A 17,311-nucleotide genomic window follows, 5' to 3' on the forward strand; every position below is an offset into this window, starting at 1 on the left:
TACGGATCAGATGGATTTCAGCGTCCAGCCGACGATATCGGCCGTGACCGTGGCGAAGGCCGCGTCCAGCCCGTTCACAAAGGCCGTATTGCTGGAACCTGTGACCGGCACCGCCGCGCGGAACACCTTCTGCGCCCGCACCGTGCCGTTGCGATCGTTCAACAGCTTCGCGGAGATCACGACCACCGCCGTGTCCGCGCCAGAGGTCTGCACCTCGAAGGAGCGGATGTCCGTGACGATCTGGTAGTCGATCGCCAGCCCCTGCCCCGGCATGCCGACGCCGCCGAGACGGCCGGTGTTCTCGAAGGCCTGGACAAGCTTGGCCTGCACCATCTTCGACAGGCTGTCTCCCCATTGCGACTGGGCGAGATACTGGATTTCGGACGGCGAGGTGCGGATGACGATCTGGTCGCTGTCGAGCGACTTCAGCGCGGAAGGCTGCGGCACGAGGAGCTGGCGGTTCTTTGCCGGCGGGCCTTCAAGCGAGGCGGCCGCCGAGAGGCTGAACGTATCGTTCTTGGCCGGAGCGCTGCCGCAGGCAGCGAGCGTTGCAGCCAGAACGGCGATAAGAGCGGCGCGCGCTACGGTCCCGTTCCGCAACAACTCCATATCCGATACCGTCATTTCATCCTCAAACCATGGGAATCGATGTGTAGCAGCGGCACGGCACGCTGTCACGGCTGCATTCGCGCCCGGATGCGCCCCTGCCGGCGGTTGTGGGCCTTGGGCCACACCTTTGCCCGTCAGCGCCGGGTCCGGCCGTCATATTGCTTGACCGTGTCGCCGCCGAACAGCAGGCGCTGCGGATTGCGCTCGAAGCCGGAAATGGCGCTGTCGAGATTCTGGATCGTCCGACGCGTATCCAGCACCAGCGCCTCGACATCGCGCAGGCCCGAGCCGGAGAAGCGCTGCAGCCCGTCTGCAATCGGCCCGATGCGGCCATTGAGCGTATCGGCCGCCTGCCGGATCGATTGCAGCGTCGCCTTGGCCTCGGCGAAGAGCGATTCGGAATCGCCCTCGCCCAGGAAGCCGTCGAGCTTGGCGAGCACGCCATCGACGCGCGTCGAGGCCGCGTTCAGCTTGCCGCTCATGTCACGGACATCGGTGATGATCTGGTCGATATCCTCCTGCCGCGCGCCGATCCGGTCGGCAACGCCGGTGACGGAGGCGATGGCCTTGCGGGCGTCGGCGGTGGCGACGGAGATGTTGTCGATGGCGCCGCTGACCTTCTGGGTATCGACCGCCGCCATCAGGCCGTCCACCTTGTCGAGCGTCGCGGTCGCCTGCTTTCCGAACGTATCGAAGGTCTCGGCGGTCTTGCGGAAGCCCTCGACGGTTGCCTTCACCTCTCCCGAGGCGTCGGCAATGTCCCTGCTGACCTTGTCGACATTGCCGACGAAGTCCTCGACCTTCTTCGGATCGACCGCCTTGATCAGCGCATCGACGGAGGCGAGCGTGGAATCCAGCCGGCCGGAAAGGGCCGTGAACGTATCCGAGAGCGCGCCGACGCTCTTCAGGAACTCGTCGATGTTCTCGCCGTTGCGGGCAAGCGAGCCGGAGAATTTCTCCGCGTTCTGGATGGTGTTGGTGAGCGGGCCGCGCGCATCGGCGACGAAGCCCTGGATATCGGTGATCGCAGCATCGGCGCGCTTGAGAATCTTGTCGGCGGTCGAAAGGATGTTCGTCACGCTCGATTGCTGCGCCTGCAGCGTCGCGAAGGTCTCGTTGTCGAAGGCTTCGCGCAGGATGTTCGGGTCGCTGGCATTGCCGCCGCCAAGCTCGATATAGGCAGCGCCCGTCAGGCCCTGAACTTCCAGCACGGCCGTAGTGGACTGCTTGACCGGCGCGGTGGTGGAGACCTCCGTCATGGCGACGGAAAAGCGCGGATCCTTCGAATCGATGGCAAGGCTGCGCACGGAGCCGACGGGAATGCCGTTGAAGCGCACGGGCGAGCCGACGGAAAGGCCGTTCGCCGATCCGGGAATACGGATCACAAGCTGGGCCATGTCGCCGCCGCGGCCGTATTGCGTCATCCAGTAGACGAAGACGAAGGCCGCCGCCATGACCAGCACGGTGAAGAAGCCGACGAGGGCATAGTTGGCTTTCGTTTCCATGCGTCCATCCTGCCGCAGTTCTATCCGCCGGGGCCCTCGGGTCCCGGTTGTTCCTTACGTCTTCCGCACGATCGACCGTGCCCGCTTGCCCCGGAAATAGGACTGCACCCACGAGTCGTCGAAGGCCAGCATGTCCTCGATCGTGCCTTCGACCAGAACCTTCTTCTGCCCGAGCACGGCGATGCGGTCGCATACCGAAAACAGGCTGTCGAGGTCGTGAGTCACCATATACACGGTGAGGCCCAGAGTGTCGCGCAGTTTGGCGATCAGCTCGTCGAATTCCGCCGCGCCGATGGGATCGAGGCCAGAGGTCGGCTCGTCGAGGAAAACCAGCGCCGGATCGAGCGCCAGCGCGCGCGCCAGCGCCGCGCGCTTGATCATGCCGCCCGAAAGTTCGGAGGGAAACTTGTCCGCCGCCTCGGGCGCAAGCCCCACCAGTTCGATCTTGAGGCGCGCCAGCTCGTCCATCATCGCCTGCGGCAGGTCGAGATATTCGCGCATCGGCACCTGGATATTCTCCTTCACCGTGAGCGAGGAGAACAGCGCGCCGTGCTGGAAGAGCACGCCGAGCTTCATGTCGAGCGCCAGCCGTTCGGCTTCCGAGGCCTTGTCGAAATCCTTACCGAAGATGCCGATGGAGCCGGCGCGGCGCGGCAGGAGACGCAGCACCGTGCGCATCAGCACCGACTTGCCGGTGCCGGACGCGCCGACGAAGCCGAGGATCTCGCCGCGATAGATATCGAGGTTGAGCCTGTCGAGGACGATGTTGCTGCCGAAGCCGACCGTCAGATCCTTGACCGAGAGCACCACGTCATCCTGTTTTGCCGGATCCATGCGTGCCCCTAGAAGTCGATTGCGGCGTAGAAGATGGCAAAGAGACCATCGACCAGGATGACGACGAAGATCGACTTCACCACCGAGGCGGTGACGTGCCGGCCGAGCGATTCGGCGCTGCCGCCGACCTTCAGGCCTTCCACCGAGGCGACGATGCCGATGATGAGCGCCATGAACGGCGCCTTGATCATGCCTGAGACGATGGTGGAGAGGTCGATGGCCTCGCGAAGGCGTGACTGGAACGTATCGAAGGTGATGCCGGAATAGGCCCAGGCGACGACCGCCGCCCCCGCCAGCGCCGCGAAATTGGCGATGATCGTCAGCAGCGGCAGCGCCACCGTCAGCGCCACGAGCCTCGGGAAGACGAGCACGCCGATGGGGCTGAGACCCATGACCTTCAGCGCGTCGATCTCCTCGCGCATCTTCATCGAGCCGATCTCGGCCGTGATCGCGCTGCCGGAGCGGCCGGCGATCATGATCGCGGTCAGGAGAACGCCGATCTCGCGAAGCTGGAGAATGCCGACAAGGTCGACCACGAAGACCTCCGCACCGAAATAGCGGAGCTGGAACGCGCCCTGCTGGGCGATGATCGCGCCTATGAGGAAGGACATCAGGAGGATGATCGGCACGGCGCGCACGCCCATATGGTCGATCTGGTGCACGATGGCGGCCGGCGAGACCCCGCTCCTGCGCCCGAGCTTCAATTGCGCGCCGCGCACCGCCGAGCCGAGGATGAACATGGCCGCGACCGCGTCGTCCCATATATCGATCATGACACGGCCGACCGGCGCGAAAATGCGCTCGAACAGGGTGCCGCGCGGCTCCCTGGCTATGCGTGGCTCGGCCAGCTTCTCCGGCAGCGCGGCGATAAGGTCGGCGTAGCGCGCGCCCTGCCGGTCGGTGACGCTCACCCTGGCGCCGCCGGCCTGACGCTCGGTGAGCGCCCGGCGCAGCAGCCACGCGCCCGCCGTGTCCATCTCCGTCACGCCGCTGAGGTCGATTTCGAGGGGGCCTCCCCGCCCGCCCTTCATCGCGGCGAGGCGCTTGCTTGCGGCCACGGCGGTCGTGTTCACCCACAGGCCGGAGAGACGCCACATCTCCCCGCCTTCGCCGGGCAGGCTCTCGCTCGTGATTTCGGCTGTGGGGCTGGCGGCGGTCAAGTCTCTTGCATCTTCCCGTGCTTGGGACAACATGCGCCTGTCTTACCGGCTTGCCGCCCGTCTGTCACCGAACGAACAGCCAAATGCCGCCTCCCGCCTCGAATTTTTCCTCGAAATTTTCAGGGCCTTTCAGGATCGATCCCATGCGCCGCACCGTCACCGCCACCACCGAAAGCTTCCCGATCGCCGGGACCTTCACCATTTCACGGGGCGCGAAAACGACAGCGGAGGTGGTGACCTGCACCATCGGCGCATCGGGCCGGATCGGCCGCGGCGAATGCGTGCCCTATGCCCGCTACGGCGAATCGGTTGCCGGCGTGATGGCCGCCATCGAGGCAATGCGCAGCGCCATCGAGGACGGCATCGGCCGCGAGGATCTGGCCTTGACGATGCCGGCAGGCGCGGCGCGCAACGCCATCGACTGCGCGCTCTGGGATCTTGAAGCCAAGCTTTCCGGGGTCCCGACCTCACAGGTCGTCAACGCCGCCGCCCCGCAGAAACTCGTCACCGCCTACACGCTTTCGCTCGGCGAGCCGGAGGCGATGCGGCGTCAGGCGGCGGACAACGCATGGCGGCCCCTGCTGAAGGTCAAGGTCGGAACGCCGGACGACGCCGCGCGCATCCGTGCCGTGCGGGTCGGCGCGCCGCAAAGCGCGATCATCCTCGACGCCAACGAGGGCTGGACGGCGGAAAACCTCGCCCATCACTTCGCGCTCTGCGCCGCGGCACGCATCGCCCTCGTCGAGCAGCCGCTTCCGGCCGGCAACGATTCGGCGCTGCGCGACCATGCCCGGACCGTCCCTGTCTGCGCCGACGAAAGCGTGCACCGCACCGAGGACGTGGCGAAACTCGCCGACCGCTACGACGCGATCAACATCAAGCTCGACAAGGCTGGCGGCCTGACGGAAGCGCTGGCGCTGCGCGCCGCGGCGCAGGCGCATGGCCTGAAGATCATGGTCGGCTGCATGGTCGGCACATCGCTGGGCATGGCCCCGGCGGTGCTTCTGGCGCAGGGCGCCGATTTCGTCGATCTCGACGGCCCGCTGCTGCTGGCCCGCGACCGCGAGCCGGGCCTTCGCTACGAAGGTTCGGACGTCTACCCGCCTGACGCCGCTCTATGGGGCTGAGCGCCCGCAGGCGGCGCGACCAGCCGGCCGGCGATAACGCAGGCAAGCCCCGCCGCGGCGATGACCGACATCAGGTAGAAGCCATCGACACCGTACCAGTTGAAGGCATAGCCCGAGATGAAGGTGGCGACCGCCATGAACATGCCGGTATAGAAGAAATAGAGGCCCTGCGCCGCCGCTTCCTGTTCTTCGGCAACTCGCTCCACCAGCTTGCTCTGCACGCTGACATGCAGGATGCCGAAGGTGAAGGCATGCAGGCATTGCAGCGCGAAATAGCCGGCGAAGGGCATGTCGAGCGGGAAGACCAGCCAGCGGCCGACCGCCACCGCGCTGCCGAAGATCATCATGGACCAGGGGTCGAAGCGCCGTTTCAGCCGGATCGCGAAAACGAAGAGAATCACTTCCGCCAGAACCCCGGCGCTCCAGAGGATGCCGATATCCGTGCCGCTGAAGCCCGCATTGCGCCAGTAGATCACGGAGAAGGCGTAGAGCATGGCGTGGCTCGCATTGACCAGGGAGACGCCGATCAGCATGAACTGCACGTCCCGCTGCCGCAGCGTACTCGCCGCCGGCATGGTGGCCATGGCCGCGATGGGCGACGGCCGGCGCGGCCTGCCGATCTTCGGCACAATGAAGGCGCCCAGCACCGTCAGCGAGAAGGCCGCCGCCATGGCCGGCAGCACCATTGCCCCGCCATAGATCCCCGCCAGCCATCCGCCGATCATCGTCGCCACGATGAAGGCGAGCGAACCCCACAGCCGCATCCGGCTGTAATCGATGTTCCAGCGCCGCACGCCCGAAAGCGCGATGGCGTCGGTGATCGGCACATAGGGCGAATAGACCGCGCATTGCAGCGTGTAGAGCAGGAGGACCGGCCAGAACCCCTTGATGCCGAAGAAGAGCAGCGCTGTCAGCAGCGACAGCACGCCCGACCACAGGAGCACGATGGAGCGCTCGCCGAGCCGGTCCGCTATGGTGCCCGCCACGGGCGCGGTGAAGACGCGCACGAACATCGGCAGGGCCAGCACGATGCCGATCTGGGAATCGTTCATCGACAGGGTTTCGAGCCAGATCGGAAAGAACGGCAGGGCGATGCCGTTGACCATCATCGGCGCACAAAAGACGAGAGCGATGCGCGCGGCGAAATACGGCGGCGCGCCGGTGGTCATCATGGACCCGGAAGGGGCTGTCATTGGCGGGGAACCTGCGTTGGAACGCCCTCCGCTCTATCACGCCGATGTACGTACGCCAATGCGCTATTTCTGCCGGGTGGCGGCAATATCGAACGTGCGATCGCAGCTTATGCCGCCTCCGCGTCCGCCGCCTCTCGGACCTCGACGGCAAGCCCCCGGCGCGATACCGGCAGGGCCTCCACCGGAGCCGACGCCATCTGCTGCCAGGTGATCAGCTCCATCGTGCCGTCGTGGTGCTCGGCAATCGCCGTGCAGCTTTCCACCCAGTCGCCGCTGTTGATGTAGCGGATGCCGTCGATATCGGCGATCACGGCATGGTGGATATGGCCGCAGATCACGCCGTCCGCACCATTGCGGCGCGCCTCCTCGGCGACGACCTTCTGGAATTCGCCGATGAAGTTCACCGCTGTCTTCACCTGCTGCTTGGCCCAGGAGGAGAAGGACCAGTAGGGCAGCCCGAGCTTGCGGCGGATGGCGGCGAAGACCACGTTGATGGCGATGGCCGCGTCATAGGCCCAGTCGCCGAGATAGGCGACGACGCGGGCATGGCGCACGACAACGTCGAATTCGTCGCCATGCAGCACGAGATAGCGCTTGCCGTCCGCCGCCTCGTGGATGATGCGGTCGGCCACCTCGACACCGCCGAAATGCATGCCCGGGAAATCGCGCAGGAACTCATCGTGGTTGCCGGGGATGTAGATGATGCGCGTGCCCTTGCGGGCCTTGCGCAGGAGCTTCTGCGTCACGTCGTTGAAGGCCTGCGGCCAGTACCAGTTTCGCTTCAGCCGCCAGCCGTCGACGATGTCGCCGACGAGCACGATCGTCTCCGCCTCGTGATGCCGCAGGAAATCGATGAGGAATCCGGCTTTGGCGGCTCGCGATCCGAGATGCACGTCCGAGATGAACAGCGTGCGGAAGTGGCGGACATCGGGGCTGGCGGGGGTCACGGTCATGCGTCGGTCTCTCCTGGGGATCGGCCGTCGCGAGCACCGTCGCGGCGACCGGCTTTCGCCCCGTTGAAAACCAGACTCCTGTTTCAGATTGATGACACACCTATGCATTTTTCGACCGCAAATAGGCATTGCACAGTCCGCCGATTGCGGCTTTATGGGAGGTTCCGGAAACTTCACGTCGCGGCGATTTCGTGCCACGAAAAGCCGCGGCGAAAACAGCATATGGCAGGAACATCATGAGCACGGGTGACAAATCGCGGACGCATAACGGCCCCATAAGCGGCGATATCGACCAGCAGGCCCTTTTCTTCCACCGTCACCCCCGCCCCGGCAAACTCGAGATCAACCCGACCAAGCCGCTCGGCAACCAGCGCGACCTCGCGCTCGCCTATTCGCCGGGTGTCGCCGCCCCCTGTCTCGCCATCCGCGACGATCCGAACACAGCCGCCGACTACACGGCGCGCGCCAACCTCGTCGCCGTCGTCTCGAATGGCACGGCCGTGCTCGGCCTCGGCAATATCGGTCCCCTCGCCTCCAAGCCGGTGATGGAAGGCAAGGCCGTCCTCTTCAAGAAGTTCGCCGGCATCGACGTCTTCGACATCGAGATCGACTCGCCGACCGTCGACCAGATGGTGGATGTCATCTCCGCGCTGGAACCCACCTTCGGCGGCATCAACCTGGAAGACATCAAGGCGCCGGAATGCTTCGAGGTGGAGCGCCGGCTTCGTGAGAAGATGGATATACCCGTCTTCCACGACGACCAGCACGGCACGGCGATCATCGTCGCGGCGGCGGTGCTGAACGGCCTGGAGCTGGCCGGCAAGGCGCTTTCCGACGCCAAGATCGTCGCCTCCGGCGCAGGCGCTGCCGCGCTCGCCTGCCTCAACCAGCTCGTCGCCCTCGGCGCAAAGATCGAGAACATCTGGGTCCATGACATCGAGGGCCTCGTCTACAAGGGCCGCGAGGCGCTGATGGACCAGTGGAAGGCCATCTACGCCCAGGAGACCGACAAGCGCGCGCTGTCCGAATCCATCGACGGCGCGGACGTCTTCCTCGGCCTTTCGGCCGCGGGCGTGCTGAAGCCCGAGCTTCTCACCCGCATGGCGGAAAATCCGCTGATCATGGCGCTTGCCAACCCGACACCGGAAATCATGCCCGAGGAGGCCCGCGCGGTCCGTCCCGACGCGATGATCTGCACCGGCCGCTCGGACTTCCCGAACCAGGTCAACAACGTCCTCTGCTTCCCCTACATCTTCCGCGGCGCACTCGATTGCGGCGCGCGCACCATCAACGAGGAGATGAAGATGGCGGCGGTGCGGGCGATTGCCGGCCTTGCCCGCGAGGAAGTGTCCGACGTCGCGGCCCGCGCCTATTCGGGCGATACGCCGAGCTTCGGCCCGAACTACCTGATCCCCTCACCCTTCGACCAGCGCCTCATCCTGCGCATCGCGCCGGCCGTCGCGCGCGCGGCCGCCGAGACCGGCGTCGCAACCCGCCCGATCACCGATTTCGACGCCTATCTCGACCAGCTCAACCGTTTCGTCTGGCGCTCCGGCTTCATCATGAAGCCGATCTTCGCCGCCGCGAAGAAGGCCGAGAAGAAGCGCGTCATCTTCGCCGAGGGCGAGGACGAGCGCGTGCTGCGCGCCGCCCAGGTGCTTCTCGAGGAACAGATCGCCAAGCCGATCCTCATCGGCCGCCCGCAGATCATCGAGGCGCGCCTCAAGCGCTACGGCCTGCGCGTGCGCCCACATGTCGATTTCGAGGTGGTCAACCCGGACGACGATCCGCGCTATCGTGACTATGTCGACGACTATTTCCGCATTGTCGGCCGCAAGGGCGTCAACCCGGAAGCGGCGCGCACTATCGTGCGTACGAACCAGACGGTCATCGGCGCGCTCGCCGTCAAGCGCGGCGAGGCCGATGCGCTGATCTGCGGCGTCGAGGGCCGTTTTGCCCGGCACCTGCGCGACGTCAGCCAGATCATCGGCAAGAAGCCAGGCGTGCTGGACTTCTCCGGCCTCAGCCTGCTGATCTCGCAGCGCGGCGCGACCTTCTTCACCGACACCTACGTGACCATCGATCCGACGGCCGAGGAAGTGGCCGAGATGACGGTGATGGCGGCGCAGGAAATCCGCCGCTTCGGCATCACCCCGCGCGCCGCCCTCGTCTCGCATTCGAACTTCGGCTCGCGCGATTCCGAAAGCGCCTTCAAGATGCGCAAGGCGATGGAACTGGTGCGCGAGGTCGACCCGGCGCTGGAAGCGGACGGCGAAATGCACGGCGACGCCGCCATCTCCGAGGCCCTGCGCCAGCGCGTGATGCCGGATTCGACGCTGACCGGCGAAGCCAACCTCCTGGTCTTCCCGAACCTCGACGCCGCCAACATCACCCTTGGCGTGGTGAAGACCATGACGGACAGCCTGCATGTCGGCCCGATCCTGCTCGGCGCCGCCCTGCCGGCCCACATCCTCTCGCCTTCCGCCACCTCGCGCGGCGTGGTCAACATGGCGGCACTTGCCGTAGTGGAAGCCTCCTATCCCGTCGGCCCGGTCTGATCCGGACGGACGGAAAATCAAAGGGCGGGCCAGTGGCCCGCCCTTTTTCATTGCGCCGAAAGCGCCAGCCGCCGGTCGATGCCGACCGCCTCCAGGAACGGCTCGTCATGGCTGACGACGAGAAACGCTCCGTCGTAAGCGCGAAGGCCAGCCTCCACCGCCTCGATGGAATCGATATCGAGATGGTTCGTCGGCTCGTCGAGGATGAGCAGCGGAGGCGGCGTTCCGCCACCGAGCACACAGGCAAGGCCGGCGCGCAGGAGCTGCCCGCCGCTTAGGCTGCCGGCGACCTGAAGGGCGGCACGCCCGGAACATGAAACGCGCCAGCGCCGCCCGGCAGGCGTTTTCGTCCGCGCCCGGATTGATCCGACGGAAATTGTCGCGGATCGATAGCGCGGGATCGAGCAGGCTCACCCGCTGGTCCAGCATCGCGAAGTCCGTGAAGCGCCGCACGCATCCCGCCCACGGCCGCAGCGCACCGGTGACGAGCGCGAGGAACGTCGTCTTCCCCGAACCGTTCGGCCCGGTCACGGCCACCCGTTCCGGCCCCGTCATCGTGAAGGCGAGATCGCGGATGACCGGGCGCTCCGGCAGGTAACCGGCCGTCACGCCCTCCACCCTCAGCACCGTCCTGCCGGGCGGCAGGTTTGTCGGCGGTACGGAGACGGTGAGCGGCTGAAGGATCTCGATGCGCTCGCGCGCCGAAGCCAGAGCCTCGTCCGCCTGCGCCTGCCGGCTTTCGGCAAGCCGCGCATTCGTCCCACTCGTCGCCTCGGCGCGCCGCTTCATCCCGCCCAGCACGATGCGCGGCAGGTCGCCCCGCGCCTTCTTACGGCGTCCGGCGCTGTCCTTGTGCGCCTTCCGCTCGGCGATGGCCTGCATCGTCCGCGCCACCTCCCCGGCATGCTTCTCGGCATCGGCGAGATCGCGGTGAGCCGCGGAGAGCTCCAGCCGCTTGCGCTCGCGATAGGCGCTCCAATTGCCACCGTAGCGCGTCGCACCGAGCGTCGTCAGCTCCACGATGTCATCCATGGTCTCCAGCAGTTCGCGGTCGTGGCTGACGACGACGGCCCCTGCCCGCCAGCCGGCGAGCATGTCGATGACCGCCCGCCGCCCGTCCCGGTCGAGATTGTTCGTCGGCTCATCAAGCAGCAGGAAATCCGGCGCGCGAAAGACGAGCGCGGCGAGGGCCGCGCGGGTACGCTGCCCGCCGGAGAGCGCGGCAAGTAGCGTTTGCGGCTCCGCGTCCAGCCCGACGCGGGCAAGCGCTGCGGCAAGCCGGGTTTCCAGCGTCCAATCGGCCCCGGTCAGTTCGTCGCCCGACGCCTCGCCCCGCTCGGCGCGGCCAAGCAGGTCGAGCGCCTCGACAATGCCGAAGAGGCTGGCGACGGTTTCCTCCGGTCCGACCTGCACGCTCTGGCGCAGGATGCCGAGCGTGCCGTCCACGGCGATGGAACCGGCCTGCGGCACTAGCGCTCCGGTGACGAGCTTCAGCAATGTCGTCTTGCCGACGCCGTTGCGGCCGACAAGCCCGGCGCGCTCGCTGCCGAAGGTCAGGTCGAGATTGGAAAGGAGCGTGTGCCCGTCAGGCGTCGCCCAGGTGATTTTGGAAAGCGTGATGGAATGCGGCATGGATACGGATGTCCCCGATGACAAAACGAAGTCGATTTGCGGTCGGGTCGAATTCCATGGCGCACCATCCGGTCGGCATTGACGATGGCGTCTGTCTAGGCCTGAATAGCGGCGGCGCCAAGGCGGAACGGGCCGGCGCGTTAATCACAAATGCGGGAGCACATTGCACTCCCCCCGATGCGGCCTATGATGGGGCTATCGGACGGGATGTGCCGCCGACAGTTCAATCAGCCAGGGATCGAGGGATTTGAAGGCGCGCGCCCGACTTCTTTTCGCCATCGCCGTCGGCCTGCCTTTCCTGCTTTCCGGCGGAACGGCGGCGGCAAGCGTCTGCGACAGTCTTCGGGTCCAGCTCGCGAACCTGCCCAAGGTCGTGGCGGACACCGGCAGCGCCCGCAAATATGCCGGCGCGATCGCGCGCCAGAACATCCAGCTCCGCAAGGCCAGGAGCGACCAGCGCCGCCTCGGCTGTTCGGCGGGCAGCATCGTGGTCATCGGCGGCGCGAATGCCGATGCCTGCGCGACGCTCTCTTCCGTCATCGGCAAGATGGAGCGCAATCTCCAGATCCTCGACAAGAAGCGCCGCGACTTCTCCAGCGGCGGCTCCCCGGACGGGCGGCGCAGCCGGCTGCTCTCCCTGCTGGAAACCAAGGGCTGCAACGATAGGCCCGAGATTCTGCCGGCAGCGGCGACGGAGACGCTGCGCACGCTCGACGACACGCGCACCCTGCCCCTCGGCGCCTCGCCGGACGGCAGCGGCATGCTGGAACTGCGCTCACTCGGCGGCAATGCCGGCCATGGCAACCTGCGCACGGTCTGCGTGCGCACCTGCGACGGCGGCTTCTTCCCGATCTCCTCGGGCGCGACTCCGCTCGATTTCCGGCGCGACCAGAAGGTCTGCGCGATGATGTGCCCGCAAACGGAGACCCAGCTTTTCTACCAGTCCATGACGAATGGACAGGAAACCGAGCAGATGACCTCCACAGTCACCGGCCGTCCCTATGCCGAACTGCCGAACGCCTTCGCCTACCGGACGCGCGACCGCGCGAAAGCCGGGTCCTGCGGCTGCAACCTCACCGCCTATTACCAGGAGATGATCCGGCGCGAGAAGGCGGCCAGGGGAGAAAGCGACGGAAACGCCGGCATCGGCAACCAGCAGGAAGACGGCTCGGTGACCACCATCCGCGCCGCCACGCCGAAAAAAGATGAGGCGGAGACCAGGACGCCCGCCAAGGTGGAGGAGCGCGTCTACGACCCGGCGAACAGCAAGGTGCGCACGGTCGGCCCCGCCTTCCTGCCGGAGAACGAATCCGCCATCGATCTCGGCCGCCCGGCCGATCCCGACGTCAACTGACCGTCGGCAACCATCCTCCGCTCATATCGCTCATGCCGCGCGCGAAGCCCGTGCCTCGATGATCTCCTCCATGCACAGATCGCCGGCATGGGCCGCGCGGTTGCGGCCGGCATTCTTGGCGGCATAGAGCGCGGCATCGGCCATCACCATGACATCATGTAGCGACCGGCCGTGGTCGGGGAACTGCGCGATACCGGCGCTGCCGCCAATCAGCAGAAGCTGGCCGTCATGGGCTATGGGAAGCTGCGCGTCGCGCACAAGGCCTTCCGCCAGCCCGACCAGGCTTTCGCGGCTGTATTCGCCGGCCAGCAGCATGCAGAATTCATCGCCGCCGAAGCGGGCCGCGCAGCCGTGCGCGCCGATACGCTCGGCAAAGCGCCGCGCCACTGCCTGCAGAACGGCATCGCCCGCCGCATGGCCGTGACGGTCGTTGACCGCCTTGAACCTGTCGAGGTCCAGCGCGATGATCGCGAAGGGCGTGCCCCCGTCCCGGCCCGCGATCTCGGCGGCCTTCTCGTCGAAGCCGCTGCGGTTCCTCAGCCCGGTCAGCGAATCGTGCCGCGCCAGAAACGCATTGCGCGCCTCGCTGTGCTGGAGCGCCTTCACCAGCGCGGAGAAGCGCAAGGTTCCGAAGAGCATCACACCGGCGAAGACCAGCACGAACATGCCGATCTGCGGCAGGGCCGATTTCCAGACGAAGGAGCCGGGCATGTTCGGCCGCCAGGACGCCACCATGGGATTGTAGGCATCCTCGCCGACCGGCGTCATCGCCAGCCCCGGCGCATCGGTCACGATGGGCGAGAAGCCGAGCCCCTTCACGCCGAGCCGCTCTTGCGCATCGGCCAGCATCTTCTGCGAGATCGGCTTGACGGTGACCAGCAGCGTCGGCCGCAGGCGATCCGCGGGAATGTAGCGCGTGCGCGGAATGACCGCCTGCACCACGACGACGCTCATCACCCTGTCGATCAGCCTGATGCCGGAAACATGGATCGCGGGAAGCGCCGGGGTGAGAAGGTCCGGGTCCTCCCTGCCGCTTTTCACCTCCCATCCGCCCAGCGTCGGCGCCAGCGCGGCGCGGTAGGCGACTTCGGCCTTGCGGGTGAGGTCGCTCACCCAGCGCAGCGTCTCGCGCGCCGTGCGCTCCGAAACCTTGGCGCCGCGGTGGACGCCAAGCACCTGCTCATGGTCCGGCGTGGTGAAGATCATCCAGGAAAAGCCGAAGTCGGCCCACATCCAGTCACGCAACTGGTCCCGAACGAAAATATCGCCCGGCATGCCGCCCGCCAGTTCCTTGAAGCTCTTGTCCCAGAACGAAAGCTGGCTCTGATACTGCACCACCTGATCGATCTGGTGGCTGAAATCGTTGCGCACAAGCGTGCGCTCGGTCTCTACGACGAAACTGTCGGCCTGCTTTATGGCGTGATCGAGCACGAGATAGTTGGCGGCGCCGAACAGGAGCACGATCAGCACGGCCGCCGCCCGGATCGTCCTTCCGAAACCGCGCCGTCGTATCGCGTGGCCGTCCCGCGTCTTGCCCGTCATCGTTTCCCCTGCCGGTCCCCTGCCCCTTTCCGGGCATTGTTGAGGGAACGCTAACGGAGAGACGGCAAGATTGGCTTAAGCGGGCTGGTGAGCGAAAGCTTAATTGGAAGCCGACGCGCGGGATTCCTGTCCGTTATCGACGACCTTCTTCAGGTGCGGCGTCCTCAGCCGCGCTTTCCTGTTGTTGTCGGCCAGCTCAACACCGGAGAATGCGAGCAACTTGCTCAACTGGCTATGGCCGTATGCCTCGACCGCGAATCCTGGCTGGTGTGCCTTCAGGGCCACCATGAGCTGAGACAACCCGACCCACTCACCGTCGAGCCGCGGCGCGGAGACGAAGGCTCTTTGCAAAACCTCCGCTTTCAACGCGCGACAAGAGGCAGGAGCCTGCGCCGAGGCGGTGGGAGGCGGCACCGGCTTTGCCGGTTCCTTCGGAGCATAGATGACCGTGAAGCTGTCGCAGGCGGCCTGGAAGCGGGCGGACGCATTCGGCCTGCCCATGCCGACGAAGGTTTTTCCACCCTGCCGCATCCGCATCGCCAGTTGTGTAAAGTCGCCGTCGCAGGAGGCCAGGCAGAAAACGTCTGCGTCCGTCGTATGGAAGAGGTCCATCGCGTCGATGACGAGGGCGACATCCGCGCCGTTCTTGCCAGATGCCCCGGCAATCGTCTGGCACGCGGTCAACGCATGGCGCGGCGCTGCTTCCAGCCAGTCGCGTAGGGTCCCTTGGGAGAAATCTCCATAGATGCGGCGCTGAAAGATGTCGCCATGCCGCATCGCCTCCTCGATAATGGCACTCGCCAAGGCTGGCGGCATGTTCTCCGCATCGATGAGCAGCACGACATTACGCTGGGCCACAGGAAACCCTCCTCACGAACGAGGAAGGAGAGTAGCAAACCGCGGCTTTCTCACAATCGTCGGGGCCGCCTTTTGCTTGCAACGGTTAACGCGGCGCTACCCCCGGTCACGATACCGGTTGGTGATCGGATAGCGACGGTCGCGGCCGAAGTTCTTCTTGGTGATCTTCACACCAGGGGCCGACTGACGGCGCTTGTATTCGGCGATGTAGAGCAGATGCTCGACCCGGTGCACGGTCGCCGCGTCATGGCCGCGCGCGACGATGTCCTCCGTGCTCATCTCCATCTCGACGAGGCATTCGAGGATATCGTCGAGCACCGGATAGGGCGGCAGCGAATCCTGGTCCGTCTGGTTGGGGCGCAGTTCAGCGGAAGGCGCCTTGTCGATGATGTTCTGCGGGATCACCTCGCCGGTGGGGCCGAGCGCGCCCGGCGGCACATGCGCGTTGCGCCAGCGCGAGATCGCATAGACCTGCATCTTGTAGAGGTCCTTGATCGGGTTGAAGCCACCGTTCATGTCGCCGTAGAGCGTGGCATAGCCGACCGACATCTCCGACTTGTTGCCGGTCGTCACGACCATCGAGCCGAACTTGTTGGAGATCGCCATCAGGATCGTGCCGCGCGCGCGGCTCTGCAGGTTCTCTTCCGTGATGCCCTCGTCGGTCCCCTCGAAAAGCTCGGAGAGCGAGGAGAGGAAACCGGTCACCGGCGCCTCGATCGGCACGATATCGTAGCGGCAGCCGAGGGCCTTGGCGCAATCGGCGGCGTCCTTCAGCGAATCCTTCGAGGTGTAGCGGTAGGGCAGCATGACGCAGCGCACCCGCTCCTCGCCAAGCGCATCGACCGCGATGGCCGCGCAGATCGCCGAGTCGATGCCCCCGGAAAGACCGAGCACCACGTTCTTGAAGCCGTTCTTGTTGACGTAGTCGCGGAAGCCGAGAAGGCAGGCACGGTAGTCAGCCTCCTCCTTTTCCGGAATGCGCGACATCGGGCCACCGTCGCAGACCCAGCCCTCGGCGCGCTTCTTCCAGACGGTAAGCGCGATGGTCTCCTCGAACTGGCTCATCTGGAAGGCGAGCGACTTGTCCGCGTTGAAGGCGAAGCTCGCGCCGTCGAAGACAAGCTCGTCCTGGCCGCCGAGCTGGTTGGCGTAGAGCAGCGGCAGGCCGGTCTCGATGACCTGCTTCAGCGCCACCTGATGGCGGATATCCACCTTGCCGCGATAGTAGGGCGAGCCGTTCGGCGACAGGAGGATTTCCGCGCCGCTTTCCGCAAGCGTCTCGCAGACGCCGAGTTCGCCCCAGATGTCCTCGCAGATCGGAATGCCAAGGCGGATGCCGCGGAAATTGACGGGGCCGGGCATCGCGCCCTGGTCGAAGACGCGCTTTTCGTCGAATTCGCCGTAGTTCGGCAGGTCCACCTTGTCGCGCACCGCGATCACCTTGCCGCCATCGATGACGGCGACGGCGTTGTAGCGGCCCGTCTCGTCCTGCCGCGGGAAACCGACGATGACGCCGGGGCCGCCATCGGCCGTGTCGGCGGCAAGGTCGTCGACAGCGCGGCGGCAGGCCTTGAGGAAGGCAGGTTTCAGCACGAGGTCTTCCGGCGGGTAGCCGGAGATGAAGAGTTCCGTCAGGAGCAGGAGATCGGCACCCTGCCCCGCCGCATCCTTGCGGGCGGCGCGCGCCTTGGCGAGGTTGCCGGAAACGTCGCCGACGATCGGGTTCAATTGCGCGACGGCGATGCGGAGCGTCGCCTTTTCAGTCTCGCCAGCGGCGCGCGGCGTCGCCTTTTCAATCTCGGAAGCCATGTCTGCGGACCCGTTTCTCATCTCGTGTCCGCCTTCCCCGCGCAATGCTGCCGGGAAACGGCGAACGGTCGATACGCTCTTTAGAGCATGGCGGCCGCTTTGGGAATGAAGTGGCGGGCGATTGCGCGCGGTTTCGGCGAAAAGTGCCGTTTTTCAGCGGGTTCCGCACACCATTGC

Annotated in this window: 12 protein-coding genes and 1 pseudogene; 3 read left to right on the forward strand and 10 right to left on the reverse strand. The window is 66.0% G+C overall.

The window, feature by feature from the left end; genetic code table 11:
* Window positions 1–6: 6 nt before the first annotated feature.
* The 4 genes from MOE34_RS09975 to MOE34_RS09990 form a co-directional block, all read right to left on the reverse strand.
* A complete protein-coding gene (locus tag MOE34_RS09975) occupies window positions 7–624 on the reverse strand; it encodes an ABC-type transport auxiliary lipoprotein family protein (RefSeq protein WP_242223311.1) in 618 nt (205 codons plus the stop codon).
* 119 nt (window positions 625–743) lie between these two features.
* Entirely contained in the window at window positions 744–2,114 is a 1,371-nt protein-coding gene (locus tag MOE34_RS09980; protein ID WP_242223314.1) for an MlaD family protein, read from the reverse strand.
* A 54-nt stretch (window positions 2,115–2,168) separates the two neighbouring features.
* Window positions 2,169–2,948, reverse strand: a complete 780-nt coding sequence (locus MOE34_RS09985; RefSeq protein ID WP_242223317.1) for an ABC transporter ATP-binding protein — start codon at window positions 2,946–2,948, stop codon at window positions 2,169–2,171.
* Between the two features lie 8 nt (window positions 2,949–2,956).
* Complete coding sequence (locus MOE34_RS09990; RefSeq protein ID WP_431522423.1) at window positions 2,957–4,141, reverse strand: MlaE family lipid ABC transporter permease subunit; 1,185 nt, start codon at window positions 4,139–4,141, stop codon at window positions 2,957–2,959.
* Between the two features lie 110 nt (window positions 4,142–4,251).
* Between MOE34_RS09990 and dgcA the strand changes: the two genes are divergently transcribed.
* Window positions 4,252–5,235, forward strand: coding sequence for an N-acetyl-D-Glu racemase DgcA (dgcA, locus tag MOE34_RS09995; protein ID WP_242223319.1), 984 nt, complete (start codon window positions 4,252–4,254; stop codon window positions 5,233–5,235).
* Here dgcA and MOE34_RS10000 read toward each other — a convergent pair.
* Window positions 5,205–6,428 carry an MFS transporter gene (locus MOE34_RS10000; protein WP_242223321.1) on the reverse strand — a complete coding sequence of 408 codons (1,224 nt, stop codon included), beginning with the start codon at window positions 6,426–6,428 and terminating at the stop codon, window positions 5,205–5,207. The two genes, dgcA and MOE34_RS10000, sit on opposite strands and share 31 nt — an antisense overlap.
* 107 nt (window positions 6,429–6,535) lie before the next feature.
* Entirely contained in the window at window positions 6,536–7,381 is an 846-nt protein-coding gene (locus tag MOE34_RS10005; protein WP_242223323.1) for a UDP-2,3-diacylglucosamine diphosphatase, read from the reverse strand.
* Window positions 7,382–7,617: 236 nt separating this feature from the next.
* On the opposite strand from MOE34_RS10005, the gene MOE34_RS10010 reads away from it, so the two are divergent.
* The gene (locus MOE34_RS10010) at window positions 7,618–9,939 is read left to right on the forward strand and encodes an NADP-dependent malic enzyme (protein ID WP_242223325.1); all 2,322 of its coding nucleotides are present in this window, start codon (window positions 7,618–7,620) and stop codon (window positions 9,937–9,939) included.
* 47 nt (window positions 9,940–9,986) lie between these two features.
* Here MOE34_RS10010 and MOE34_RS10015 read toward each other — a convergent pair.
* Window positions 9,987–11,571: pseudogene (locus tag MOE34_RS10015) on the reverse strand (ABC-F family ATP-binding cassette domain-containing protein).
* Window positions 11,572–11,818: 247 nt separating this feature from the next.
* Here MOE34_RS10015 and MOE34_RS10020 point away from each other — a divergent pair.
* On the forward strand, window positions 11,819–12,925 hold the full coding sequence (locus MOE34_RS10020) for a DUF2865 domain-containing protein (RefSeq protein ID WP_242223327.1): 1,107 nt from the start codon (window positions 11,819–11,821) through the stop codon (window positions 12,923–12,925).
* A 30-nt stretch (window positions 12,926–12,955) separates the two neighbouring features.
* Here the strand turns inward: MOE34_RS10020 and MOE34_RS10025 are convergent, their stop codons facing one another.
* From MOE34_RS10025 to MOE34_RS10035, 3 genes are all read right to left on the reverse strand, one after another.
* The gene (locus MOE34_RS10025; protein WP_242223329.1) at window positions 12,956–14,467 is read right to left on the reverse strand and encodes a GGDEF domain-containing protein; all 1,512 of its coding nucleotides are present in this window, start codon (window positions 14,465–14,467) and stop codon (window positions 12,956–12,958) included.
* Window positions 14,468–14,566: 99 nt separating this feature from the next.
* The gene (locus MOE34_RS10030; protein WP_242223331.1) at window positions 14,567–15,325 is read right to left on the reverse strand and encodes an NYN domain-containing protein; all 759 of its coding nucleotides are present in this window, start codon (window positions 15,323–15,325) and stop codon (window positions 14,567–14,569) included.
* A gap of 96 nt (window positions 15,326–15,421) precedes the next feature.
* Entirely contained in the window at window positions 15,422–17,134 is a 1,713-nt protein-coding gene (locus MOE34_RS10035; protein WP_242223334.1) for an NAD+ synthase, read from the reverse strand.
* Window positions 17,135–17,311 lie beyond the last annotated feature (177 nt).

Origin of the sequence: Shinella zoogloeoides (genome assembly GCF_022682305.1) — a bacterium.
Classification (GTDB): Bacteria; Pseudomonadota; Alphaproteobacteria; order Rhizobiales; family Rhizobiaceae; genus Shinella; species Shinella zoogloeoides_B.

Bases quoted from the DNA above. Each gene is read 5' to 3' on its own strand.
- MOE34_RS10005 (WP_242223323.1), bottom strand. From the start codon at position 7,381: ATGACCGTGACCCCCGCCAGCCCCGATGTCCGCCACTTCCGCACGCTG.
- MOE34_RS10000 (WP_242223321.1), bottom strand. From the start codon at position 6,428: ATGACAGCCCCTTCCGGGTCCATGATGACCACCGGCGCGCCGCCGTAT.
- dgcA (WP_242223319.1), top strand. From the start codon at position 4,252: ATGCGCCGCACCGTCACCGCCACCACCGAAAGCTTCCCGATCGCCGGG.
- MOE34_RS10035 (WP_242223334.1), bottom strand. From the start codon at position 17,134: ATGGCTTCCGAGATTGAAAAGGCGACGCCGCGCGCCGCTGGCGAGACT.
- MOE34_RS09985 (WP_242223317.1), bottom strand. From the start codon at position 2,948: ATGGATCCGGCAAAACAGGATGACGTGGTGCTCTCGGTCAAGGATCTG.
- MOE34_RS10010 (WP_242223325.1), top strand. From the start codon at position 7,618: ATGAGCACGGGTGACAAATCGCGGACGCATAACGGCCCCATAAGCGGC.
- MOE34_RS09980 (WP_242223314.1), bottom strand. From the start codon at position 2,114: ATGGAAACGAAAGCCAACTATGCCCTCGTCGGCTTCTTCACCGTGCTG.
- MOE34_RS10025 (WP_242223329.1), bottom strand. From the start codon at position 14,467: ATGACGGGCAAGACGCGGGACGGCCACGCGATACGACGGCGCGGTTTC.
- MOE34_RS09990 (WP_431522423.1), bottom strand. From the start codon at position 4,141: ATGTTGTCCCAAGCACGGGAAGATGCAAGAGACTTGACCGCCGCCAGC.
- MOE34_RS09975 (WP_242223311.1), bottom strand. From the start codon at position 624: ATGACGGTATCGGATATGGAGTTGTTGCGGAACGGGACCGTAGCGCGC.